Origin of the sequence: Klebsiella sp. 7-CIP_Kleb. (genome assembly GCF_050378655.1) — a bacterium.
In the GTDB taxonomy this organism is placed as follows: domain Bacteria; phylum Pseudomonadota; class Gammaproteobacteria; order Enterobacterales; family Enterobacteriaceae; genus Klebsiella; species Klebsiella quasipneumoniae.
Genome location: NZ_JBNRLJ010000004.1, coordinates 249,733 through 272,123, shown reverse-complemented (window position 1 = coordinate 272,123; position 22,391 = coordinate 249,733). Strand labels below are relative to the sequence as shown.

At 57.4% G+C, this 22,391-nt stretch carries 23 protein-coding genes and 3 tRNA genes; 17 read left to right on the top strand and 9 right to left on the bottom strand.

All coding sequences use genetic code 11. From position 1 onward, the window contains the following. Nucleotides 1–195 precede the first annotated feature (195 nt). Nucleotides 196–1,539 (top strand): PTS cellobiose transporter subunit IIC, encoded by a 1,344-nt coding sequence (locus ACQUTI_RS16765; RefSeq protein ID WP_002887650.1) that lies wholly within the window; start codon nucleotides 196–198, stop codon nucleotides 1,537–1,539. 50 nt (nucleotides 1,540–1,589) lie between these two features. On the opposite strand, the gene fhuF is transcribed toward ACQUTI_RS16765, so the two are convergent. The 3 genes from fhuF to ACQUTI_RS16750 form a co-directional block, all read right to left on the bottom strand. Next, entirely contained in the window at nucleotides 1,590–2,378 is a 789-nt protein-coding gene (gene fhuF, locus ACQUTI_RS16760; RefSeq protein WP_023319688.1) for a siderophore-iron reductase FhuF, read from the bottom strand. A 106-nt stretch (nucleotides 2,379–2,484) separates the two neighbouring features. Then, nucleotides 2,485–3,531 carry a GGDEF domain-containing protein gene (locus ACQUTI_RS16755; protein WP_004886496.1) on the bottom strand — a complete coding sequence of 349 codons (1,047 nt, stop codon included), beginning with the start codon at nucleotides 3,529–3,531 and terminating at the stop codon, nucleotides 2,485–2,487. Between the two features lie 23 nt (nucleotides 3,532–3,554). Beyond that, entirely contained in the window at nucleotides 3,555–3,725 is a 171-nt protein-coding gene (locus tag ACQUTI_RS16750) for a hypothetical protein (RefSeq protein ID WP_072096669.1), read from the bottom strand. A 70-nt stretch (nucleotides 3,726–3,795) separates the two neighbouring features. On the opposite strand from ACQUTI_RS16750, the gene ACQUTI_RS16745 reads away from it, so the two are divergent. Next, a complete protein-coding gene (locus ACQUTI_RS16745; protein WP_025999141.1) occupies nucleotides 3,796–4,035 on the top strand; it encodes a DUF1435 domain-containing protein in 240 nt (79 codons plus the stop codon). Nucleotides 4,036–4,056: 21 nt separating this feature from the next. Here ACQUTI_RS16745 and ACQUTI_RS16740 read toward each other — a convergent pair. The 4 genes from ACQUTI_RS16740 to rsmC all read right to left on the bottom strand — a co-directional run bounded on the left by ACQUTI_RS16740 (nucleotide 4,057) and on the right by rsmC (nucleotide 5,575). Continuing rightward, nucleotides 4,057–4,143: transfer RNA gene (locus ACQUTI_RS16740), tRNA-Leu, on the bottom strand. A 30-nt stretch (nucleotides 4,144–4,173) separates the two neighbouring features. Next, nucleotides 4,174–4,260, bottom strand: a tRNA-Leu gene (locus ACQUTI_RS16735). Nucleotides 4,261–4,288: 28 nt separating this feature from the next. Further along, nucleotides 4,289–4,375, bottom strand: a tRNA-Leu gene (locus ACQUTI_RS16730). Nucleotides 4,376–4,546: 171 nt separating this feature from the next. Beyond that, nucleotides 4,547–5,575, bottom strand: a complete 1,029-nt coding sequence (rsmC, locus tag ACQUTI_RS16725) for a 16S rRNA (guanine(1207)-N(2))-methyltransferase RsmC (protein WP_032455519.1) — start codon at nucleotides 5,573–5,575, stop codon at nucleotides 4,547–4,549. A gap of 102 nt (nucleotides 5,576–5,677) precedes the next feature. On the opposite strand from rsmC, the gene ACQUTI_RS16720 reads away from it, so the two are divergent. From ACQUTI_RS16720 to deoD, 13 genes are all read left to right on the top strand, one after another. Then, the gene (locus tag ACQUTI_RS16720; protein ID WP_004886506.1) at nucleotides 5,678–6,091 is read left to right on the top strand and encodes a DNA polymerase III subunit psi; all 414 of its coding nucleotides are present in this window, start codon (nucleotides 5,678–5,680) and stop codon (nucleotides 6,089–6,091) included. Beyond that, nucleotides 6,060–6,506, top strand: a complete 447-nt coding sequence (rimI, locus tag ACQUTI_RS16715) for a ribosomal protein S18-alanine N-acetyltransferase (RefSeq protein WP_004886508.1) — start codon at nucleotides 6,060–6,062, stop codon at nucleotides 6,504–6,506. Before ACQUTI_RS16720 ends, rimI begins: the two co-directional genes overlap by 32 nt. Before the next feature lie 14 nt (nucleotides 6,507–6,520). Further along, nucleotides 6,521–7,198 (top strand): pyrimidine 5'-nucleotidase, encoded by a 678-nt coding sequence (yjjG, locus tag ACQUTI_RS16710; RefSeq protein ID WP_004886511.1) that lies wholly within the window; start codon nucleotides 6,521–6,523, stop codon nucleotides 7,196–7,198. A gap of 90 nt (nucleotides 7,199–7,288) precedes the next feature. Continuing rightward, nucleotides 7,289–8,878, top strand: coding sequence for a peptide chain release factor 3 (prfC, locus tag ACQUTI_RS16705; protein ID WP_004886513.1), 1,590 nt, complete (start codon nucleotides 7,289–7,291; stop codon nucleotides 8,876–8,878). Between the two features lie 219 nt (nucleotides 8,879–9,097). Further along, the gene (gene osmY, locus ACQUTI_RS16700; protein ID WP_043522300.1) at nucleotides 9,098–9,718 is read left to right on the top strand and encodes a molecular chaperone OsmY; all 621 of its coding nucleotides are present in this window, start codon (nucleotides 9,098–9,100) and stop codon (nucleotides 9,716–9,718) included. A gap of 129 nt (nucleotides 9,719–9,847) precedes the next feature. Beyond that, a complete protein-coding gene (locus ACQUTI_RS16695; protein ID WP_002887716.1) occupies nucleotides 9,848–10,009 on the top strand; it encodes a DUF1328 domain-containing protein in 162 nt (53 codons plus the stop codon). A 153-nt stretch (nucleotides 10,010–10,162) separates the two neighbouring features. Continuing rightward, nucleotides 10,163–11,236, top strand: coding sequence for a patatin-like phospholipase family protein (locus ACQUTI_RS16690; RefSeq protein ID WP_004886521.1), 1,074 nt, complete (start codon nucleotides 10,163–10,165; stop codon nucleotides 11,234–11,236). Further along, nucleotides 11,233–12,027, top strand: a complete 795-nt coding sequence (locus tag ACQUTI_RS16685) for a metal-dependent hydrolase (RefSeq protein WP_017901233.1) — start codon at nucleotides 11,233–11,235, stop codon at nucleotides 12,025–12,027. The genes ACQUTI_RS16690 and ACQUTI_RS16685 overlap by 4 nt, the downstream gene beginning before the upstream one ends. Nucleotides 12,028–12,156: 129 nt before the next feature. Beyond that, nucleotides 12,157–13,434, top strand: a complete 1,278-nt coding sequence (locus ACQUTI_RS16680) for a NupC/NupG family nucleoside CNT transporter (RefSeq protein ID WP_017901232.1) — start codon at nucleotides 12,157–12,159, stop codon at nucleotides 13,432–13,434. 415 nt (nucleotides 13,435–13,849) lie between these two features. Continuing rightward, nucleotides 13,850–14,629 (top strand): deoxyribose-phosphate aldolase, encoded by a 780-nt coding sequence (gene deoC / locus ACQUTI_RS16675; RefSeq protein WP_004886530.1) that lies wholly within the window; start codon nucleotides 13,850–13,852, stop codon nucleotides 14,627–14,629. Between the two features lie 109 nt (nucleotides 14,630–14,738). Further along, entirely contained in the window at nucleotides 14,739–16,061 is a 1,323-nt protein-coding gene (gene deoA / locus ACQUTI_RS16670) for a thymidine phosphorylase (RefSeq protein ID WP_004886532.1), read from the top strand. Between the two features lie 52 nt (nucleotides 16,062–16,113). After that, entirely contained in the window at nucleotides 16,114–17,337 is a 1,224-nt protein-coding gene (deoB, locus tag ACQUTI_RS16665; protein WP_004886536.1) for a phosphopentomutase, read from the top strand. 103 nt (nucleotides 17,338–17,440) lie between these two features. Further along, complete coding sequence (gene deoD, locus ACQUTI_RS16660) at nucleotides 17,441–18,160, top strand: purine-nucleoside phosphorylase (protein ID WP_004886539.1); 720 nt, start codon at nucleotides 17,441–17,443, stop codon at nucleotides 18,158–18,160. An 89-nt stretch (nucleotides 18,161–18,249) separates the two neighbouring features. Here deoD and lplA read toward each other — a convergent pair whose 3' ends face one another. Together lplA and ACQUTI_RS16650 are read right to left on the bottom strand one after the other, a co-directional pair. Then, nucleotides 18,250–19,266, bottom strand: coding sequence for a lipoate--protein ligase LplA (lplA, locus tag ACQUTI_RS16655; protein WP_004886541.1), 1,017 nt, complete (start codon nucleotides 19,264–19,266; stop codon nucleotides 18,250–18,252). After that, nucleotides 19,266–19,913, bottom strand: coding sequence for a YtjB family periplasmic protein (locus tag ACQUTI_RS16650; protein WP_017901229.1), 648 nt, complete (start codon nucleotides 19,911–19,913; stop codon nucleotides 19,266–19,268). Before ACQUTI_RS16650 ends, lplA begins: the two co-directional genes overlap by 1 nt. A gap of 104 nt (nucleotides 19,914–20,017) precedes the next feature. On the opposite strand from ACQUTI_RS16650, the gene serB reads away from it, so the two are divergent. Both serB and radA read left to right on the top strand, forming a co-directional pair. After that, nucleotides 20,018–20,989, top strand: coding sequence for a phosphoserine phosphatase (gene serB / locus ACQUTI_RS16645; RefSeq protein ID WP_004886545.1), 972 nt, complete (start codon nucleotides 20,018–20,020; stop codon nucleotides 20,987–20,989). A gap of 9 nt (nucleotides 20,990–20,998) precedes the next feature. Continuing rightward, nucleotides 20,999–22,381: a DNA repair protein RadA gene (gene radA / locus ACQUTI_RS16640; protein ID WP_002887800.1), complete on the top strand. Its 1,383-nt coding sequence runs from the start codon at nucleotides 20,999–21,001 to the stop codon at nucleotides 22,379–22,381. Nucleotides 22,382–22,391 lie beyond the last annotated feature (10 nt).

The window sequence follows — 22,391 nt, the reverse complement described above, 5'->3', positions numbered from 1 at the left end:
GTTATCTGCATTGAGATGAATACTGGAACAGTCACTTCTCCTTTTATTTATAACAAAAGAGCCGTGTATGAATCGTTGTGTTATGAGCAGTATAGCCGGTGATCCACCCGCGGCCTGCTGCATCAAAAAGCGGTCATCGTAACGGCAGGGTAATCGTTGTTGGGCCAGTATCAATAGCCTGTCAGGAGGGCTACTATGTCTGCTAACCATGCTGCGTTTAATTTGATATTTCGCTTTGTAGAAAATTACATAAGCCCCATAGCAGGGCGGATCTCATCGCAGCGTCACGTCATGGCTATCCGTGACGGTTTTATCTCCGCCATGCCGTTTATGATCGTCGGATCGTTTCTGCTGGTGTTTGCTTATCCTCCTTTTTCCCCGGATACCACCTGGGGTTTCGCCCGCGCCTGGCTGGATCTGGCAAAAGAGTTCGAGGGGCGCATTCTGACCCCCTTTGATATGACAATGGGGATCATGTCGATCTACATCTGCGCGGCAATCTCTTACAACCTCGGTAAGCACTACGAGAAATCCAATCAGCTCGATCCCTTTATGTGCGCGATGCTGTCGATCATGGCCTTTTTACTGATTGCCGCCCCGAAGACGAATGGCACGCTGCCGGTGGATAGCCTCGGCGGAACAGGGATCTTTACCGCCATTCTGGTGGCGATCTACTGTGTGGAGATGATGCGTTTTCTCAAGGCACATAACATCGGTATCCGTCTGCCGGATCAGGTCCCTCCGATGATCAAAAATTCCTTTGATCTGTTGATCCCGGTGCTGGTGGTTGTGCTAACGCTCTATCCGCTGAGCCTGTTTATTCAACACCATTTTGACATGCTGATCCCGCAGGCCATTATGGCGATTTTCAAACCGCTGGTTTCGGCGGCCGATTCCCTGCCGGCGATCCTGTTGGCGGTTCTCATCGGCCACCTGCTGTGGTTTGCCGGGATCCACGGTGCGGCGATCGTTTCCGGGATGCTGCAGATGTTCTGGCTGACCAACCTCGGTATGAACCAGCAGGCGCTGGCCCAGGGCGCACCTCTGCCGCATATCTTTATGGAGGCGTTCTGGACCTTCTTTATCGTGGTCGGAGGTTCTGGTGCCACCATGGGGCTGGTGTTCTGCTATCTGCGCAGTCGTTCAGCGCATTTGCGCTCCATTGGTCGTTTGAGCGTGGTGCCAAGCCTGTTTAACATTAACGAGCCGGTCATCTTTGGGACGCCTATTGTCATGAATCCGGTGTTCTTTATTCCGTTCCTGCTGGCGCCGATGGTGAATGCGGTACTGGCCTGGGCGGCAATGAAGCTGGATCTGATCGGCCGCGTCATCTCCGTGGTGCCGTGGACGGCGCCGGCGCCGATTGGCGGTGCCTGGGCGCTGGGCTGGGATTTCCGGGCGGCAATTCTGGTCATCGTTCTGGCCTGCGTGTCGGCGATTATCTACTTCCCGTTCTTTAAGGTGTATGAGAAACAGCTGCTTGCTCAGGAAGCGGAAGAGGCCGAACGGGCGGAACAGGAGAGTCAGCAGACCGCATAAATATTGACCGGGCGGCCACAGGCTGCCCGTAGCTTATTGGGAACAGGGCGTTATTTTAACGTGCAGTCGCCGCACTGTTGGACGTCCGGCAGGCGATAGCGCTGACAGCAGGTGCGTCGGACTAACTGCCCTTCACGCAGCACGACCGTTCGCCATAGTGGGTTATCCTGACCATCGGCGAGTTGTTTTTCAAAGAAACAGTGCTGGCGCAGGGCGGCAAGCTGCTCATCCCCCAGCAGCGCGCGCATTTCCCCAAGATACCAGTTAATCAGATAGCCTGTATTGCTCCAGATAAGCTTGCCATTGATTTCGCCCGTCGCTTCCAGCGCCTCAATAACCGGCTGCAGGGTGCGCGTCACCAGGGCATCCATCCGCGACAGCGGTGACAGTCTCTCGATGCCTGCATCACTATGGACATCAATCCAGAAACAGGCCGCCCGGCCGCTTTCGTGAAATTCGACGTGGAAATGTTCCGGCGCCAGGCTGAGACCCTGTGGTTCATTGAGCAACGCCAGCATCAGCGGCGGCACCAGCAGACCGATATACCATTGCGCCCAGAGCGAGAGCAGAGGTTTCTGTTCCCGTGTCAGCGTTGGCTGATGACGATAGATATGATCGGAATAAGTGGCCAACAGGGAGCGTAAGGCGGTGGGTTGCGACCACTCGGCGAGCGTCAACGCGTGACCGGGAGCGGATTCATCCAGGCGCAGGAAATCGAGCAGATGGGGGCGCAGGGTGGCGATTTTTTCCCGAATACTCTCCGCCAGGGCGCGCTCAGCCGTCGGCAAAGGGGCCCGCCAGATAAGTTCATCGCTGAGAGGAAGGGAACGCCAGGCCATTCGATTTCCAGATACAAATCTAAATGATAATGATTCCTGATATTAGTTGTTTGCAGGCGGCATGGCAAGAATTTTGTCGGCGCCACGATGCCGCAGCGCGCGCGGGTTAACTGGCCAAAATAATGTTGCGGCCTTTATTTTTAGCTTCATAGAGTGCGCCATCGGCTCGCGCCAGCGCTTGCTCAATATTGTCATCAATGAGCGGCGTCAGACCAATACTGATGGTCACGTTGGTGGCGACGCTCTCATTAAACATATGCGGGATTTTCAGGTCATAGACCCGCTGTCGAATTCGTTCGGCAGCCTGCCAGGCCGTTTCTTCGCTGCTATTGGTCAGCAGCACCATAAACTCCTCTCCACCAAAGCGGGCGACAATATCGCGCGAGCGTACGGCGTTACGAATGGCAGCAGAGACGCGAATGAGCGCCTGATCGCCCATCATATGACCGTAGTGATCGTTATAGGCTTTGAAATGATCGATATCGAGGAGCAGCACGAAGTGGTTATCGCCGTCCAGCGCCAGCAGGGTATCGAGGCGATTCTGCAGTCCGCGGCGATTATACAAACCGGTCAGGGGATCCAGCATACTGAGATCGTTGAGGGTGTTGCGTTCCTGCATCAGTTTATCCATTAATCCTTGTGTAAAGGCATCGCTGCGCTTCTGGATAATATTTTGCAGGGTAATACCGGCAATAGGCAGCATAAAACAGTAAGTCATGCGCAACCATTGTTCTCCCTCCGCCATTATCAGGCAGGCAAGGAAAGTCGGTAAAGAGTGGAGGGTAAAGGCAGTGATATTATTGGAAAAAGCGATGGTGCCGATAAACAGAATGCTTAATAGGGCGATCACCAGATAGTTAAAATGCGGCGGTGTCAATAGCATCGCCTTTGTCACTACGTGCCATGCCCATAGCATGCCAAATAACAATGAGATAGCGGAAATATTTATTTTCGATTGCGGCCATTTCCAGTGCCAGAGTAGCAGCAACCCGCTGCAGGCCACGATCAGGGCGCAGGGCAGCGTGAAACGAACTACCGTAAATAGGGGGGTGACCAGCGACAGAGAGGAAGAAATGAAATTAAGCAGTAAAAAAAGCCGTAAGGAATATTGATATTTTTGTGCGTAGTGTGCTCGCCAGGTTTGTGCAGTCATATCGGAAGAATCATTATTAGTCGTTAAATTTCAAAATGATGAAAGCCAAAAATGAAGAGTCTGATAACAATGTGCAAAAAAAGGTTATTTGCAAAATAAGAAAAATATTTAATATATATCGATAATCCGCTTAATTTATCACCTTCATGAATGTATGTCATTACCGCGAACGTAAAGAATAAGGCACAGAGCACTTTACAAATGATAAATGATAAAAATTATCATATGATATTGGTTATCATTATCGTTGTGAGAGGTAAAACCATGCTGCAGCGAGCATTAGGAAGCGGTTGGGCAGTCGTCGTTCCCGGCGCGCTGATTGTCGCTCTCGGGTATGCCGGGGTGTCGGCTGACGTATGGCGGACGCTGGTCGCGGTGGGCATGCTGATGTCCGCGGTGATGATATGGCATCGTCAACTGCGCCATTTTATCCTGCTGCCATCGTGCGTTGCATTGATTGGTGGGATAATGCTGATGATGGTGGATATCAAACTGAGAGGATAACGTCGGGAGAGGGAAGAATATTGGTGCGAGGGGGGGGACTTGAACCCCCACGTCCGTAAGGACACTAACACCTGAAGCTAGCGCGTCTACCAATTCCGCCACCTTCGCACAGTATTCTTTCTTTGGATATTGCCTCGTTGGTGCGAGGGGGGGGACTTGAACCCCCACGTCCGTAAGGACACTAACACCTGAAGCTAGCGCGTCTACCAATTCCGCCACCTTCGCCCAGTGCGAGCAATATCTTCGTGGATTATGGTGCGAGGGGGGGGACTTGAACCCCCACGTCCGTAAGGACACTAACACCTGAAGCTAGCGCGTCTACCAATTCCGCCACCTTCGCATACCATCGACACTATGAAAGTATCGTTACCACGGAGGCGCATTCTAGTGGTTTTCGGCGACACGTCAATAGTTAATTATGCAGGTTGTATCGATTGCTGCAAAAATGGGCGGATTTGCCCTCGGGAAGCGCCAGCGGCACCAGGAGCGGGCCGCCGGCGTGAAAAGACGATTATTTTTTCGCCTGACGGGTCATGATGGTGCGATAGACCTTAAAACGTCCGGTCTGGGCGATCACCTCATGGAAGCCGAACGTCTCATCCAGCACCTGCGGATACGGCAGGAAGGCGTTGGCGACAATGCGCAGCTCGCCGCCGCTGTTGAGATGGCGAACCGCGCCGCGGATCAGCGCCTGGGCGGCTTCGAGGCTGGTCTGCAGGCCGTCATGGAATGGCGGGTTGGAGATGATCATGTCGAAGCGACCATTGACCTCGGAGAAGACGTTGCTGGCAAACACATCGCCAGCCAGGCCGTTAGCGGCAAGCGTCGCGCGGCTGGCTTCAACCGCCGGGGCGCTGACGTCGCACAGGGTGAGGCGCACTTTCGGCGAATGGCTGGCCAGCGCGGCGGCCAGCACACCCGCGCCGCAGCCGACGTCCAGCACTTTCCCTTTGGTATGCGGCTCGAGGGTGGAGAGCAGCAGCTGGCTGCCGACGTCCAGACCGTCGCGGCTGAAGACGCCCGGTAGGGTTTTAATCGTCAGATTATCCAGTGTGTATTCGCCCCAGAAAGCTTCGGCGTCGAAGGCGGGCTGCTTTTCCAGACGGCCATGATAGAGGCCACAGCGGCGAGCGCTATCCACTTTGTTTAATGGCGCGTATTCAGCCAGCATCTGCTCCGCGCTGCGGACGCCGCTGCGGTTTTCACCGACGACGAAAATGTCGCTTCCCACCGGCAGCAGAGAGAGCAGGTTCATCAGCTGGAACTGCGCCTCTGGTTTGTTCTTTGGCCAGTAGTAGATCAGGGTGTCGCACTCGGCGACGTCAGCCGCCTCAGCCACTAAGCTAAAACGGACGGTGTCACCCATCTGGCGGCTGAGGACCTGCCAGTGGTGGAACTGCTGGGTGTGGGCGCGGCTGGCCGCGGTATCCAGACGAGCAGGCAGGTCATCCTGCAGGTCACCGGCAAACAGAACGCGGGCGGACTCGAAATCATCACTGTGGCGCAGCAAGACTTCACTTGCCGGGGTAAAAGCGGACATGAAACACTCCTTCATTAAGACTGGCGCCGATTATAGTAGTTTGTTGGCGCAGATACGACGGATTTGCTATATTGCGCGCTTGTTTAACAGGAGTGTTTCGCTATGACATCCCGACGAGACTGGCAACTACAGCAGCTGGGCATTACCCAGTGGTCGCTGCGCCGACCGGGGGCGTTACAGGGCGAAATCGCTATCTCGCTTCCTGAACATATTCGTTTGGTGATGGTGGCGGAAACCCCGCCGTCGCTGACAGAGCCGCTGATTGGCGACGTATTGCGCGCGCTGGCCGTAACGCCAGATCAGGTCCTGCAGCTGACCCCGGAGCGGGTGGCGATGCTGCCGCAGGACAGCCGCTGTAACAGCTGGCGGTTGGGCACAGAGGCGTCGCTGCCGCTGGCGGGCGCCCAGGTGTCCACCCCCGCTTTTGATGAACTCCAGACCAGCGCGCCGGCTCGCAGGGCGCTCTGGCAACAAATCTGCGCACATGAACACGATTTCTACCCTCAGCACGGCTGATTTAACCCGAGCCTGGCAAATCGAAACCCGCGCCCACGCTTTCCCGTGGAGCGAACAGACCCTGGCCAGTAACCAGGGGGAACGCTATCGCAACTATCAGCTGTCGGTGGATGGCGAAATGGCGGCTTTCGCCATTACGCAAGTGGTGCTGGATGAGGCGACGCTGTTCAATATCGCTGTCGATCCCGCTTACCAGCGCCGTGGCCTGGGGCGAGCGCTGCTGGAACATGTCATTGATGAAGTCGAAAAGCTCGGCGTCGTCACGCTATGGCTGGAGGTGCGCGCCTCCAACGTTGCCGCCCTCGCGCTGTATGAAAGCTTAGGCTTCAATGAAGCGACGATTCGCCGCAACTACTACCCGACGGCCGACGGGCGCGAAGACGCCATTGTTATGGCTCTGCCAATCAGTATGTAAGACAAGGTGATACGATGAAATGGGACTGGATTTTCTTTGATGCCGATGAAACGCTGTTTACGTTTGATTCTTTCAGCGGCTTACAGCGGATGTTTCTCGACTACAGCGTGACCTTTACCGCCGAAGATTTTCAGGACTATCAGGCCGTGAATAAGCCGCTATGGGTGGATTACCAAAACGGCGCCATCACCTCGCTGCAGCTGCAGCACCAGCGTTTTGACAACTGGGCGCAACGTTTGAATGTGCCGCCGGGGGAGCTCAACGACGCGTTTATGAATGCGATGGCGGAAATCTGTGCGCCGCTGCCGGGTGCGGTCTCTCTGCTCAACGCGCTGCAGGGCAAGGTCAAAATGGGCATCATCACCAACGGCTTTACCTCGCTGCAGCAGACTCGTCTGGAGCGGACCGGTTTACGCGATCACTTTGATTTGCTAATTATTTCTGAAGAAGTGGGCGTCGCTAAACCGGACGCGCGCATTTTCGATTACGCGCTGGCGAAGGCGGGTAACCCACCGCGCTCGCGGGTGCTGATGGTCGGCGATACCGCCGAGTCGGATATTCGCGGCGGCGTGAACGCCGGACTGGCGACCTGCTGGCTCAATGCGCATCAGCGCGAGCTGCCGGCGGACCTCGAGCCGGACTGGACGGTGACCTCGTTAAGCGAACTGGAGCAGCTCCTGTGTAAACACTGATTGCCTCCCCCCCGTTGATGGGTAAAATAGCCGCAATTTTTCGTATTCCACATGCGTGGCCCATGGCCGCGTTTACTTAGAAGATTAATTATGACGTTGTCTCCTTATCTGCAAGAGGTGGCCAAACGCCGCACTTTTGCCATTATCTCTCACCCGGATGCCGGTAAGACCACCATCACCGAAAAGGTGCTGCTGTTCGGACAGGCGATTCAGACCGCCGGTACCGTAAAAGGCCGTGGCTCCAGCCAGCACGCGAAATCCGACTGGATGGAGATGGAAAAGCAGCGTGGTATCTCGATCACCACCTCGGTAATGCAGTTCCCGTATCATGACTGTCTGGTGAACCTGCTGGATACCCCGGGGCACGAAGACTTCTCCGAAGATACCTACCGTACCCTGACGGCGGTGGACTGCTGCCTGATGGTGATTGACGCGGCAAAAGGCGTCGAAGATCGGACCCGTAAGCTGATGGAAGTCACCCGTCTGCGCGATACGCCGATCCTCACTTTTATGAACAAACTCGACCGTGATATCCGCGATCCGATGGAGCTGCTGGATGAAGTCGAGAACGAGCTGAAAATTGGCTGCGCGCCGATTACCTGGCCTATCGGCTGCGGTAAGTTGTTCAAGGGCGTCTATCATCTCTACAAAGATGAAACCTACCTGTATCAGACCGGTAAAGGCCATACCATCCAGGAAGTGCGCATCGTGAAGGGGCTCAACAACCCGGATCTTGACGCGGCGGTGGGGGAAGATCTCGCGCAGCAGCTGCGTGACGAGCTGGAGCTGGTGCAGGGCGCGTCGAACGAGTTCGATAAAGATCTGTTCCTGGCCGGGGAAATCACCCCAGTGTTCTTCGGGACCGCATTAGGTAACTTCGGCGTTGACCATATGCTGGATGGCCTGGTGGAGTGGGCGCCGGCGCCGATGCCGCGTAACACCGACACCCGTGAAGTCAACGCCACGGAAGAGAAGTTCACTGGCTTTGTGTTTAAAATTCAGGCCAATATGGACCCGAAACACCGCGACCGCGTGGCTTTCATGCGCGTGGTGTCCGGTAAATATGAGAAAGGCATGAAGCTGCGTCAGGTGCGCATCGGTAAAGACGTGGTGATCTCCGACGCGCTGACCTTTATGGCCGGCGACCGTTCACACGTCGAGGAAGCCTATCCTGGGGATATTATCGGCCTGCATAACCACGGCACCATTCAGATTGGCGATACCTTCACCCAGGGCGAGATGATGAAGTTCACCGGTATTCCGAACTTCGCACCGGAACTGTTCCGTCGTATTCGCCTGAAGGATCCGCTGAAGCAGAAACAGCTGCTGAAAGGGCTGGTTCAGCTCTCTGAAGAGGGCGCGGTGCAGGTCTTCCGTCCGATCGCCAATAACGATCTGATCGTCGGCGCCGTGGGGGTGCTGCAGTTTGACGTCGTCGTGGCGCGCCTGAAAAGCGAATACAACGTGGAAGCGATTTACGAATCGGTCAACGTGGCCACCGCGCGCTGGGTTGAATCCACTGACGTGAAGAAATTCGAAGAGTTCAAGCGCAAAAACGAAGTTCAGCTGGCACTGGATGGCGGCGATAACCTGACTTACATCGCTCCGACGATGGTCAACCTGAACCTGACGCAGGAGCGTTATCCTGACGTGGTGTTCCGCAAAACGCGCGAGCACTAATCCCTGACGAAGCGCGGCGCAGGCCGCGCTTTTTTCTTCTTCTGCCCGCGCTTCCTTCCTTCTGGAAAGTTCTTAAAACGCCGCTAATTCGTCTGTTTTTTATCCATATCCTCCGCAACCCCTTCGCCTGTCTACTATATTTAATTCGTGTTTTTAAAAATGCTGGCGTAATTCACTGCGATAAGACGCCAGCGCTGGTGAAAAAACGAGGACATCACGATGACCAGACTAAAGAATGCCAATATGTTGCTGGCGCTCTTCTTAGGCTTAGCCGCGTTGAACGCCTCGGCAGAGACGGAAAAAACAACGGTAGACAGTGCGAAGTCAGCTGCCAGCAATGCGGGAGAGGCGGTAGACAATTCGATTAATAAAGTCGGCGATTTTATGGACGACAGCACCATTACCGCGCGGGTAAAGGCGGCGCTGATCGACCATAAGGATATTAACTCCGGCGATATTTCGGTGAAAACGGAAAACAAAGTGGTCACCCTCAGCGGCGACGTCACCAGTGCTGAACAGAAAAGTCAGGCGCTGAGCGTGGCAAAAGCGGTCGAAGGCGTCTCTCAGGTTAACGACAAACTGACGGTGCAGCACAAATCGTCGAGCGAGACGGCGACGCTGAAAGGCTATGCCGGGGATACCGCTATTACCAGCGAAGTGAAAGCCAAGCTGCTGGCGGATGACATTGTCCCTTCGCGCAATGTGAAAGTAGAAACTAACGCCGGCGCCGTGCATCTGACCGGTACGGTGACTTCCGCTGCGCAGGCTGAGCGCGCCGCAGAGATTGCGAAAGCGGTCTCCGGTGTGAAAAGCGTCCGCAACGATCTTAGCGTGAAGTAAATCGAGTTATTAACAAAAGTGTTGTCTGGCCAAGGTTGCCGAACGAATAGCAGCATCCACTGAGCGATGAGCTAGACAGAAAGGGTGCGCAAACCGCTGTTCACCGTCCATTATGGTAAGGAGAAAAGTATGTTTCGATGGGGAATTATTTTTCTGGTCATTGCATTAATTGCTGCGGCCCTGGGCTTCGGTGGTCTGGCGGGTACTGCCGCTGGCGCCGCGAAAATCGTCTTTGTCGTCGGGATTATCCTGTTCCTGGTGAGCCTGTTTACTGGACGCAGACGTCCTTAGGTGGCCCGCGATGCGGGCGATGCTGAAGCCTGAGCATTTTTACTGACACGTCGTCTTACACAAAGCCAGTCCTGCGGACTGGCTTTCGCGGTTTAAGCGGCGGGCAAATTGCGTTACCTTGTCAGGAGAAGACCAATCGAACAGGAAAGCAGGGTGGGGCAACGCATTCCCGTCACGCTGGGCAATATCGCCCCGCTGGCGGTTAAACCCTTCCGACCAGGCAAGCTGGCGCTGGTGTGTGAAGGCGGGGGACAGCGAGGGATTTTCACCGCCGGGGTTCTGGACGAATTCATGCGCGCCGGATTTAACCCCTTTGACCTGATGCTGGGGACTTCCGCGGGGGCGCAAAACCTCTCCGCCTACATGTGTAATCAGCAAGGCTATGCCCGCAAAGTCATCACCCGCTACACCACCTCACGCCAGTTTTTCGATCCGATGCGCTTTGTGCGCGGCGGCAACCTTATCGATCTCGACTGGCTGGTCGAGGCCACCTCGCAGCAGATGCCGCTGGCCATGAACTATGCTGAAACGCAGTTCGCGCAGGGAAAAGAGCTGTGGATGTGCGCCTGTCGCGGCGACGATTACTCCGCCAGCTATTTTTCACCAACGCCGCAAACCTGGCTGGATCTGATCCGCGCCTCCAGCGCCATCCCTGGATTTTATCGCAGCGGCGTATTGCTTGACGGCGTCAGCTACCTTGACGGCGGCGTCAGCGATGCGATCCCGGTTCAGGAGGCGGCCCGCCGCGGCGCTCAGACCATCGTGGTGATCCGCACCGTCCCCTCGCAGATGTTTTATACCCCGGAGTGGTTTAAGCGGATGGAGCGCTGGCTGGGGGAGAGCAGCCTGCAGCCGCTGGTCAATCTGGTGCATCACCACGAAACCACCTATCGCGCCATCCAGCAGTTCATCGAGAAACCGCCCGGTAAGCTGCGGATCTTCGAAATCTATCCCCAGCGGCCGCTGCGCAGCATGGCGCTTGGCAGCCGACTGCCGGCGCTGCTGGAGGACTACAAAACCGGACGCCAGTGCGGCCGTTATTTCCTGGCCACCGTGGGTAAACTGCTGGCCGACCGGCCGCCGCTGTTGCGCCACGCGCCGCGTGTTGCCCGGCCCTCGCCGGTGGTGGTGCCGCCGGTGCCGGTGGCCAATGAAGCGCCGCAGGCGACCATCATCGCTGCGCCGCAGGCCAATGACGCAAGCTTTAATCATGAGGATCTGGCGTGACGCACCGTTTTATCGATACCCACTGCCACTTCGATTTTCCCCCCTTCGCGGAAGATGAGGTCGCCAGCCTGGCGCGTGCGGCGCAGGCCGGCGTCGGGCGAATTATCGTTCCGGCCATCTCCGCTGAGCGTTTTAGCCGCGTGCTGGCGCTGGCGGCGCAGCACGAGGCGCTGTATGCCGCGCTGGGCCTGCATCCGATTGTCATTGAGCAGCATACCGATGAGGGGCTGGCGCAACTGGAGGCGTCGCTGGCGCAGCGCCCGCCAAAACTGGTGGCGGTGGGGGAGATTGGTCTCGATCTCTATCGCGACGAGCCGCAGTTCGATCGTCAGCAGGCGCTGCTGGAAGCGCAGCTGCGTCTGGCGAAGCGTTACGATCTGCCGGTGATTCTCCACTCCCGACGCACCCACGATAAGCTGGCGATGCTGCTGAAAAAACATGCCCTGCCGCGTACCGGGGTGGTACATGGCTTCGCCGGCAGTCTGCAGCAGGCCGAGCGCTTTGTGCAGCTTGGCTATAAGATCGGCGTTGGCGGCACCATTACCTATCCCCGCGCCAGCAAAACCCGCGAGGTGATGGCGCGTCTGCCGCTTTCAGCCCTGCTGCTGGAGACCGATGCCCCGGATATGCCGCTCAATGGCTTTCAGGGACTGCCCAATCGCCCGGAGCAAGCTGCGCGGGTATTTGAGGCCCTGTGCGAACTGCGCCCTGAGCCTCCGGCAGCTATAGCCGAAGGGATAATGCGCAACACACTCGCCTTGTTTTCCTTACCCTCAGCCACTGTATGGTGATCGAATTCTCATAATTGTCCATCCATATCATTGATTTGCTTAAAATGTGTGAAGCCAGGCGGGCAGGATAGTTTCGGGCCGATATAATCACGCCGTTAGTGCTGGACTATCAAAACACAGGGAATCTGTATGCAAATCCTCATGGGACTTATCGGCATGGTGGCGCTGTTGGCCATTGCTGTGCTGCTCTCCAATAATCGAAAAGCCATTAACCTGCGTACCGTGCTCGGCGCCTGGATAATCCAGGTGGGTATCGGCGCGTTAATATTGTATGTACCGGCCGGGCGCTCGGCGCTGTTAGCGATGTCGAACGGCGTCGCCAGCGTTATTGCCTACGGCAATGAAGGGATTAGTTTCATCTTCGGCGGGCTGGTTTCCGATAAAATGTTCGAGGTATTTGGCGGCGGCGGCTTCGTCTTTGCCCTGCGCGTGCTGCCGGTGATCGTTTTCTTCTCGTCGCTGATTGCCGTGCTTTACTACCTGGGCATTATGCAGCTGGTCATTCGCATTCTCGGCGGCGCGCTGCGGGCGGTTCTGAAGACCTCGCGTACCGAGTCGCTGTCGGCCACGGCGAACATCTTCGTTGGTCAGACCGAAGCGCCGCTGGTGGTGCGTCCTTATATCGCCACCATGACCCGCTCGGAGCTGTTTGCGGTCATGTGCGGCGGCCTGGCCTCGGTGGCGGGTTCCGTGCTGGCGGGCTATGCGCAGATGGGCGTTCCGCTGGAGTACCTGATTGCCGCGTCGTTTATGGCGGCGCCGGGTGGACTGCTGTTTGCCAAAATTATCGTACCGGAAACGGAGAAACCGGACGATAACCCAGCTCATGACCGCCAGAGCGCGGATGCGGATAAACCGGCCAACGTGCTGGACGCCGCCGCCTCCGGCGCCGCGTCTGGTATGCAGCTGGCGCTCAACGTCGGCGCAATGCTGCTGGCGTTTATTGCGCTGATCGCTCTGCTGAACGGCATTCTGTCCGGCGTCGGCGGCTGGTTTAACCATCCGGAGCTGTCGCTGCAGATGATCCTCGGCTGGGTCTTCTCACCGCTGGCGTGGGTGATCGGCGTGCCGTGGCACGAAGCGACGGTAGCGGGGTCGTTTATCGGCCAGAAGCTGATCATTAACGAGTTCGTGGCCTATATGAACTTTGGCGAGTATCTGAAGGCGGACGCTGAGGTGGCGGCGGCCGGGCTGCAGGTCATTTCAGATCACACCAAAGCCATTATCTCTTTCGCGCTATGCGGATTCGCCAATCTGTCATCGATCGCCATCCTGATTGGCGGCCTCGGGGGGATGGCACCCAACCGGCGTCAGGATATCGCCCAGCTTGGGCTGCGTGCGGTGGCGGCGGGGACGCTGTCTAACCTGATGAGCGCCACCATCGCCGGGGTTTTCCTCGCCCTCTAAACCTGTTACCTGAACCAGCGGCCGTCGCGTCGCTGGTTTTATTGAGTTTGTGAAAATTCCATCATTTCTGGTTTTCAGAAAAACCATTTACATTTCAAATGATAATCATTTTATTACCGGCAGTGCGGACAAAATGTGCGCCACGTTGTCGAGTGGCGCTGTTATTATGTGTTAGAATTGTCACATCCCCATTGGTTGCAGAGTTTTGATTATGCTTAAGAGGGGCGTGATGATAATTGTCGCGGTATGCACCGATGTTTCGTGATTAAAATCACATTACAGTAATGCAAATTAGTAAGTAGTTTTCATTAACTGTGATGAATGTCGAAGTGTAACAGCGAGTGAATGTTACAATAGTAACAGACTCGCAAGGTGAACAAACTATTGAACCGGCACTGCGCCGGCGGAGTATGAAATGACTGATTTAAAAGCAAGCAGCCTGCGCGCGTTAAAACTGATGGACCTGACCACCCTGAACGACGACGACACCAATGAGAAGGTGATTGCCCTGTGTCATCAGGCGAAAACCCCGGTGGGTAACACCGCGGCGGTCTGTATCTATCCGCGCTTCATCCCGATTGCCCGTAAGACGCTGAACGAGCAGGGAACGCCGGATATCCGCATCGCCACGGTCACCAACTTCCCGCACGGTAATGACGATATCGACATTGCTCTGGCGGAAACCCGCGCGGCGATCGCTTACGGTGCTGATGAAGTGGACGTGGTTTTCCCGTACCGCGCGCTGATTGCCGGTAACGAACAGGTCGGCTTCGAGCTGGTGAAAGCCTGTAAAGAGGCCTGCGCGGCGGCCAACGTGCTGCTGAAAGTGATCATCGAAACCGGTGAGCTGAAAGAAGAAGCGCTGATCCGTAAAGCGTCTGAAATCTCTATCAAAGCCGGGGCCGATTTCATCAAAACCTCGACCGGTAAAGTGCCGGTGAATGCCACGCCGGAAAGCGCGCGCATCATGATGGAAGTCATTCGTGATATGGGCGTTGAGAAAACCGTTGGCTTCAAACCGGCGGGCGGCGTGCGCAGCGCGGAAGATGCGCAGCAGTTCCTGGCGATCGCCGATGAGCTGTTTGGCGCCGACTGGGCCGATGCTCGTCACTACCGCTTTGGCGCCTCCAGCCTGCTGGCCAGCCTGTTGAAAGCCCTGGGTCACGGCGACGGCAAGAGCGCCAGCAGCTACTGATTGTCAGACATTGCCGGATGAGGCTTCACTTATCCGGCCTACAGGATCGTAGGGCGGGTAAGCGTAGCGCCACCCGCCACCATTCACCCGATTCCTCATGGGGGTTACCGTGTTTCTCGCACAAGAAATTATTCGTAAAAAACGTGATGGTCAGGCATTAAGCGATGAAGAGATCCGCTTTTTCATCAACGGCATCCGCGACAATACTATCTCAGAAGGGCAGATCGCCGCGCTGGCGATGACCATCTTCTTCCATGATATGTCTATGCCGGAGCGCGTTTCGCTGACCATGGCGATGCGGGATTCCGGTACCGTTCTGGACTGGAAAAGCCTCAACCTTAACGGCCCCATCGTCGATAAACACTCCACCGGCGGCGTCGGGGATGTCACTTCGCTGATGCTGGGGCCGATGGTGGCCGCCTGCGGCGGCTATGTGCCGATGATTTCCGGCCGCGGCCTCGGCCATACCGGCGGTACCCTGGATAAACTGGAAGCCATCCCGGGCTTCGATATCTTCCCGGACGACAACCGCTTCCGCGAGATTATTAAAGATGTCGGCGTGGCGATTATCGGGCAGACCAGCTCCCTCGCTCCGGCGGACAAACGTTTCTATGCCACCCGCGATATTACCGCGACGGTGGACTCCATCCCGCTGATCACCGCCTCGATCCTTGCCAAAAAGCTGGCGGAAGGGCTGGATGCGCTGGTGATGGACGTTAAAGTCGGCAGCGGCGCGTTTATGCCGACTTATGAGCTTTCCGCCGCGCTGGCGGAAGCGATCGTCGGGGTCGCCAACGGCGCCGGCGTGCGCACCACCGCGCTGCTGACCGATATGAACCAGGTGCTGGCCTCCAGCGCCGGGAACGCCGTTGAAGTTCGCGAAGCGGTTCAGTTCCTGACCGGCGAATACCGCAACCCACGCCTGTTCGACGTGACGATGGCGCTGTGTGTGGAGATGCTGATTTCCGGCAATCTGGCGAAAGATGACGCCGAAGCCCGGGCGAAACTGCAGGCGGTGCTGGATAACGGTAAAGCAGCGGAAGTCTTTGGTCGCATGGTCGCGGCGCAGAAAGGACCGAGCGACTTTGTCGAGAATTATGATCATTATCTGCCGACGGCGATGCTGAGCAAAGCAGTCTATGCTGATACCGAAGGTTTTATCAGCGCGATGGACACTCGCGCGCTGGGCATGGCAGTGGTTTCTATGGGCGGCGGCCGCCGTCAGGCATCAGACACCATTGACTATAGCGTTGGCTTTACCGAGATGGCGCGTCTGGGTGACCGCGTGGACGGACAGCGTCCGCTGGCGGTGATCCATGCCAAAGACGAGAACAGCTGGCAGGAGGCCGCGAAAGCGGTCAAAGCGGCCATTAAACTGGACGATAAAGCTCCGGAAATTACACCGACAGTCTATCGCCGTATCACTGAATAGCGATATACTGATCTGATCGCTTTTTTGCAGCGCAAGATGTATGGAGAACAAGATGAAACGTGCATTTATCATGGTGCTGGACTCCTTTGGGATTGGCGCAACGGAAGACGCAGACCGCTTTGGCGACGTCGGCGCCGATACGCTGGGCCACATTGCGGAAGCCTGCGCCAAAGGCGAAGCTGACCACGGCCGCAAAGGCCCGCTGAATTTACCGAACCTGACCCGTCTGGGGCTGGTGAAAGCGCATGAAGGCTCCACCGGTAAAATTGCCGCCGGAATGGATGGCAATGCCGAAGTGATTGGCGCCTATGCCTGGGCGCATGAACTCTCTTCTGGTAAAGATACGCCGTCCGGCCACTGGGAAATCGCTGGCGTGCCGGTACTGTTTGACTGGGGCTACTTCAGCGATCACGAAAACAGCTTCCCGCAGGAGCTGCTGGATAAGCTGGTGAAACGCGCCAACCTGCCGGGCTACCTCGGCAATTGCCACTCTTCGGGGACGGTGATCCTCGATCAGCTCGGCGAAGAGCATATGAAAACCGGGAAACCGATTTTCTATACCTCCGCTGACTCCGTATTCCAGATCGCCTGTCATGAAGAGACCTTTGGCCTCGACAAACTGTATGAGCTGTGCGAAATCGCTCGTGAAGAGCTGACCGAAGGCGGCTACAACATTGGCCGCGTCATCGCCCGTCCGTTTATCGGCGATAAAGCCGGCAACTTCCAGCGTACTGGCAACCGTCACGATCTGGCGGTCGAACCGCCGGCGCCGACCGTGCTGCAGAAGCTGGTTGACGAGAAGAACGGCCACGTGGTGTCTGTCGGTAAGATAGCGGATATCTACGCCAACTGCGGCATCACCAAAAAAGTGAAAGCCACCGGGCTGGACGCGCTGTTCGACGCAACCATTAAAGAGATGAAGGAAGCTGGCGACGAGACTATCGTCTTCACCAACTTCGTCGACTTTGACTCCTCCTGGGGCCACCGTCGCGATGTCGCCGGCTACGCGGCGGGTCTGGAACTGTTCGACCGTCGTCTGCCGGAGCTGATGGAGCTGGTAGGGGAAGACGACATTCTGATCCTCACCGCCGACCACGGCTGCGACCCGACCTGGACCGGTACCGACCACACCCGCGAGCATATTCCGGTGCTGGTGTACGGCCCGAAAGTGAAACCAGGTTCGCTCGGTCACCGTGAAACCTTCGCGGATATCGGCCAGACTATCGCGAAATACTTTGGTACGTCTGACATGGAATATGGCAAAGCCATGTTCTGAGGTCATTGCCCGGTGGCGCACAGCGATCCGGGCCTACTATTTTGTAGGCCGGGTAAGGCGTAGCCGCCACCCGGCAAAAACAACAATATAAAAGGAACTGAAGATGGCAACTCCTCACATTAACGCAGAAATGGGCGATTTCGCTGACGTAGTTTTGATGCCGGGCGACCCGCTGCGCGCCAAGCACATTGCCGAAACCTTCCTCGAAGACGTGCGTGAAGTGAATAACGTGCGCGGCATGCTGGGCTTCACCGGCACCTATAAAGGCCGCAAAATCTCCGTAATGGGCCACGGGATGGGTATCCCGTCCTGCTCTATCTACACCAAAGAGCTGATCACCGATTTCGGCGTTAAGAAAATCATCCGCGTTGGCTCCTGCGGCGCAGTGCGCGAAGACGTCAAACTGCGCGACGTGGTGATCGGCATGGGCGCTTGCACCGACTCCAAAGTGAACCGTCTGCGTTTTAAAGACCATGACTTCGCGGCGATTGCCGATTTCGGCATGGTGCGTAACGCGGTAGACGCGGCGAAAGCGTTGGGCGTTGACGCGCGCGTCGGCAACATCTTCTCCGCAGACCTGTTCTATACCCCGGACCCGTCCATGTTCGACGTGATGGAAAAATACGGCATCCTGGGCGTGGAAATGGAAGCGGCGGGTATCTACGGCGTGGCGGCGGAGTTCGGGGCGAAAGCGCTGACCATCTGCACCGTGTCTGACCATATTCGTACCCACGAGCAGACCACTGCCGCGGAGCGTCAGACCACGTTCAACGACATGATTAAAATCGCGCTGGAATCGGTACTGCTGGGCGACCAGGAGTAAGCGTGGTATAGCCCCGTAGCGCTTTGTTTACCGGGCTTGAGTCAAATCTGTAGGCCGGATAAGGCGTAGCCGCCATCCGGCTTTTTTTATCAGCGCACCGCGCCGGCAATCCATGCCGACAGTTCTTTCAGTTCCGCTTTCTGCTCCGGGAAATCGCCGACCAGCGCCTCACACTGCTGCTGCAAAACCTCAGCCCGATACTGACAGCCGACTAAGCGTGCCGCCAGCGCCTCCAGCGGCGCCGGATTCAGGCTATCGGTAAAGGCCTGCGCGCGGGTGATATGGCCTTTCTCAACGTCAAAATGCAGCTCGACGCCGCCCCAGGGGAAGCGCTCGTCCAGCAGGTGGGAAAAGGCGGGCGCCTGGCCGAAGTTCCACTCCCAGCTGCTCTGGCGAGCGAAAGTGTCGGCAAAGTTCGGCAGGTCCGGCGTGTTGTCCGGGGAGATCACCTCGGCGTCTACCCGTTCGCCGTAATGGCTGAAGAACGCCTCCTGGATCGCCTCGCAAACTTGCTGATGGGTAATGCCCGGCAGTAGCTCAACCAGATTCGCCACTCGCCCGCGCACCGAGGTAATGCCTTTAGCCTGCAGCTTTTTCTGGTCCGGGTTGAGGTAGTTGGCGAGACGGCTTAAATCGGCGTTGAGCAGCAGGGTGCCGTGGTGAAAACCGCGGTCCATGGTTTCACGATAGGCGGAGCCGGAGACTTTGCGGTCGCCGCTGTCGGTTTTGACCACCAGATCGTTGCGCCCGGAGGCTTCGGCGGTTACGCCGAGTGAATTGAGCGCCGCCAGCACAATAGCGGTGGAGACGGTTTTGTCGTACTCCGGTTTGCCAGCCATAAAGGTAAAGCAGGTATTGCCGAGGTCGTGGAACACCGCGCCGCCGCCGCTGCTGCGACGGGCCAGCCGCACATGATCTTCTTCCATTCGGCGGGTATTACACTCCTTCCACGGGTTCTGCGCGCGGCCGATGACCACGGTATCGGCATTGCGCCACAGGAACAGCACCCGCTGGGTGGCGGGCATCTGGCGGAAAATGCACTCCTCGACCGCCAGGTTGAACCACGGGTCGTAAGAGTCAGAAAGCAGGAGGCGCAGTGTGGACATTATAGATTTCCTTTCTTTTCATCGTCTTCATCCTCAACCGGCTTGTTGGCGGTGAGCAGGAAGGGCGATTGCTGCCAGCGGGTGCGTTTGCCCTGCAGCAGCGTGCGGGTCAGTACCACGCCGATGGCCAGGGACAGCAACAGCATCAGGCGTAAGATATTGGTGGTATTATCCACCTGCTTCGCCTCGGTCGCCAGAGTATGGGTATCGAGGGTCAGACGCAGATAGCCCAGCGGGCCATTTTTTCCCGGCACCGGTTCGACAATCTGCTGGTTGAAGTAGCCGCCGGCTTTCTTACCATCCAGCGCCAGCCGGTCGCGAACCTCGACGCTTTCGCCAGAGCGCGCCACCAGGTCGCCCTGTTCGTCATATACCCCGGCGTCAAGTACGCGGCTGTTGTGGGTGAGCTGCGTCAACAGCTGATGGATGCGCTTCTCGTCCGGCGTCTCGCTGCGCATCAGCGGCGCGAGATTCAGCACCACCTGCTGCGCCAGCGTGCGGGCCAGCTCTTCCAGCTGCGGATTGCGTTGTTTCTGACTGTTCTGACTGAACCACGAGGCGCCCTGCATCAGCGCGACGAGCAGGGCGAGACAGATAAGGACAATGACCGCACGATGCAGCCGGAATTTCAGTTTTGCGCGAACCATATTCCACCTTTGAAAATTTGCAGCTTAATGTTGCCAGAAGCGCTGGTTACAAGGTAGCCTCATGCGTTATTTTCCTCGCCTGAATGAAGAGATGTGGAGCCGTAATGCCTAACAGTTTGACCTGGTGCGACCTGCCTGAAGACGTTTCCCTGTGGCCTGGGTTGCCGCTTTCCCTGAGCGGTGACGAGGTCATGCCGCTGGATTATCACGCCGGGCGCAGCGGTTGGCTGCTGTACGGACGTGGGCTGGATAAACGCCGTCTGACGGCGTGGCAGCGCGAGCTGGGCGCCGCGTTAGTGATCGTCGCCTCCTGGGTGGTCGAGGATTACCAGGTGATCCGCCTGGCGGGCTCGCTTACCCCGCGAGCGACGCGACTGGCGCATGAGGCGGGGCTGGACGTCGCGCCATTGGGTAAAATTCCCCATCTGCGCACCCCAGGGCTGCTGGTGATGGATATGGACTCCACGGCGATCCAAATTGAATGCATCGATGAGATCGCGAAACTGGCCGGCACCGGCGAGCTGGTGTCGGAAGTGACCGAGCGGGCGATGCGTGGCGAGCTGGACTTCACCGCCAGCCTGCGCCAGCGCGTGGCGACGCTAAAAGACGCCGATGCCAACATTCTGCTGCAGGTTCGCGACGCGCTGCCGCTGATGCCGGGCCTGGCGCAGCTGGTGCTCAAGCTGGAAACGCTGGGCTGGAAGGTGGCGATCGCCTCCGGCGGCTTTACCTTCTTTGCGGAGTATCTGCGCGACAAACTGCATCTCGACGCGGTGTTCGCCAACGAACTGGAGATCCGCGACGGTAAGCTTACCGGCAACGTGCTCGGCGATATCGTCGATGCCAAATACAAAGCCAATACGCTGCGCAAGCTGGCGGAAAAGTATGAGATCCCAACGGCGCAGACCGTGGCCATCGGCGATGGCGCCAACGACCTGCCGATGATTAAAGCTGCCGGGCTTGGCATCGCATATCATGCGAAGCCTAAAGTGAATGAACAGGCGGAAGTGACTATCCGCCACGCTGACCTGATGGGGGTATTCTGTATTCTCTCGGGCAGCATGAACCAAAAGTAAGAGGTAAACGTGGCGAAAGCTCCAAAACGCGCATTTGTCTGTAATGAATGTGGTGCGGATTATCCGCGGTGGCAGGGGCAATGCAGCGCCTGCCATGCCTGGAATACCATCACCGAGATGCGCATCGCCGCGTCGCCGCAGGTGGCGAGAAACGAGCGTTTGTCAGGCTACGCCGGTAACGCCGGCGTCTCGAAGGTGCAGAAGCTGTCAGACATCAGCCTGGAAGCGCTGCCGCGTTTCTCCACCGGGTTTAAAGAGTTCGATCGCGTACTCGGCGGCGGCGTGGTGCCGGGCAGCGCGATCCTGATTGGCGGCAACCCCGGCGCGGGGAAATCGACCCTGCTGCTGCAGACTTTGTGCAAGCTGGCGGAAGGGATGAAAACGCTGTACGTCACCGGGGAGGAGTCCCTTCAGCAGGTGGCGATGCGCGCCCATCGCCTTGGGCTGCCGACGGCGAACCTGAACATGCTCTCGGAAACCAGCATTGAGCAGATCTGTCAGATTGCCGATGAAGAAAAACCGCAGCTGATGGTGATCGACTCAATCCAGGTGATGCATATGGCCGACGTTCAGTCGTCGCCGGGCAGCGTCGCCCAGGTACGTGAAACGGCGGCCTATCTGACGCGCTTTGCCAAAACTCGCGGCGTGGCGATCGTTATGGTCGGCCACGTCACCAAAGACGGTTCGCTGGCCGGCCCGAAGGTGCTGGAGCACTGTATTGACTGCTCGGTGCTGCTGGACGGTGATGCCGACTCCCGTTTCCGCACTCTGCGCAGCCACAAAAACCGCTTTGGCGCGGTGAATGAGCTGGGCGTTTTCGCCATGACCGAGCAGGGGCTGCGCGAAGTCAGCAACCCGTCCGCTATCTTCCTCAGCCGGGGAGATGAAATCACCTCCGGCAGCTCGGTGATGGTGGTCTGGGAAGGGACCCGCCCGCTGCTGGTGGAGATCCAGGCGCTGGTGGATCACTCGATGATGTCCAACCCGCGCCGTGTGGCGGTGGGGCTGGAACAGAACCGTCTGGCGATCCTGCTGGCGGTGCTGCATCGCCACGGCGGCCTGCAGATGGCCGATCAGGATGTCTTCGTCAACGTGGTCGGCGGGGTGAAGGTCACGGAAACCAGCGCCGATCTGGCGCTGCTGCTGGCGATGGTCTCCAGCCTGCGCGATCGCCCGCTGCCGCAGGATCTGGTGGTCTTTGGCGAAGTGGGGCTGGCCGGCGAAATTCGCCCGGTGCCGAGCGGTCAGGAGCGTATCTCCGAAGCGGCGAAGCATGGCTTCCGCCGCGCCATCGTCCCGGCGGCCAATGTGCCGAAAAAAGTGCCGGAAGGCATGCAAATCTTTGGTGTGAAAAAGCTTTCAGACGCGCTAAGCGTTTTTGACGACTTATAATAAGTTAAAA

Excerpts from the sequence above, each read along its gene's own strand:
- ACQUTI_RS16765 (WP_002887650.1), top strand. The coding sequence starts at position 196 with ATGTCTGCTAACCATGCTGCGTTTAATTTGATATTTCGCTTTGTAGAA.
- fhuF (WP_023319688.1), bottom strand. The coding sequence starts at position 2,378 with ATGGCCTGGCGTTCCCTTCCTCTCAGCGATGAACTTATCTGGCGGGCC.
- ACQUTI_RS16755 (WP_004886496.1), bottom strand. The coding sequence starts at position 3,531 with ATGACTGCACAAACCTGGCGAGCACACTACGCACAAAAATATCAATAT.
- ACQUTI_RS16745 (WP_025999141.1), top strand. The coding sequence starts at position 3,796 with ATGCTGCAGCGAGCATTAGGAAGCGGTTGGGCAGTCGTCGTTCCCGGC.
- rsmC (WP_032455519.1), bottom strand. The coding sequence starts at position 5,575 with ATGTCCGCTTTTACCCCGGCAAGTGAAGTCTTGCTGCGCCACAGTGAT.
- ACQUTI_RS16720 (WP_004886506.1), top strand. The coding sequence starts at position 5,678 with ATGACATCCCGACGAGACTGGCAACTACAGCAGCTGGGCATTACCCAG.
- rimI (WP_004886508.1), top strand. The coding sequence starts at position 6,060 with ATGAACACGATTTCTACCCTCAGCACGGCTGATTTAACCCGAGCCTGG.
- yjjG (WP_004886511.1), top strand. The coding sequence starts at position 6,521 with ATGAAATGGGACTGGATTTTCTTTGATGCCGATGAAACGCTGTTTACG.
- prfC (WP_004886513.1), top strand. The coding sequence starts at position 7,289 with ATGACGTTGTCTCCTTATCTGCAAGAGGTGGCCAAACGCCGCACTTTT.
- osmY (WP_043522300.1), top strand. The coding sequence starts at position 9,098 with ATGACCAGACTAAAGAATGCCAATATGTTGCTGGCGCTCTTCTTAGGC.
- ACQUTI_RS16695 (WP_002887716.1), top strand. The coding sequence starts at position 9,848 with ATGTTTCGATGGGGAATTATTTTTCTGGTCATTGCATTAATTGCTGCG.
- ACQUTI_RS16680 (WP_017901232.1), top strand. The coding sequence starts at position 12,157 with ATGCAAATCCTCATGGGACTTATCGGCATGGTGGCGCTGTTGGCCATT.
- deoC (WP_004886530.1), top strand. The coding sequence starts at position 13,850 with ATGACTGATTTAAAAGCAAGCAGCCTGCGCGCGTTAAAACTGATGGAC.
- deoB (WP_004886536.1), top strand. The coding sequence starts at position 16,114 with ATGAAACGTGCATTTATCATGGTGCTGGACTCCTTTGGGATTGGCGCA.
- deoD (WP_004886539.1), top strand. The coding sequence starts at position 17,441 with ATGGCAACTCCTCACATTAACGCAGAAATGGGCGATTTCGCTGACGTA.
- lplA (WP_004886541.1), bottom strand. The coding sequence starts at position 19,266 with ATGTCCACACTGCGCCTCCTGCTTTCTGACTCTTACGACCCGTGGTTC.
- ACQUTI_RS16650 (WP_017901229.1), bottom strand. The coding sequence starts at position 19,913 with ATGGTTCGCGCAAAACTGAAATTCCGGCTGCATCGTGCGGTCATTGTC.
- serB (WP_004886545.1), top strand. The coding sequence starts at position 20,018 with ATGCCTAACAGTTTGACCTGGTGCGACCTGCCTGAAGACGTTTCCCTG.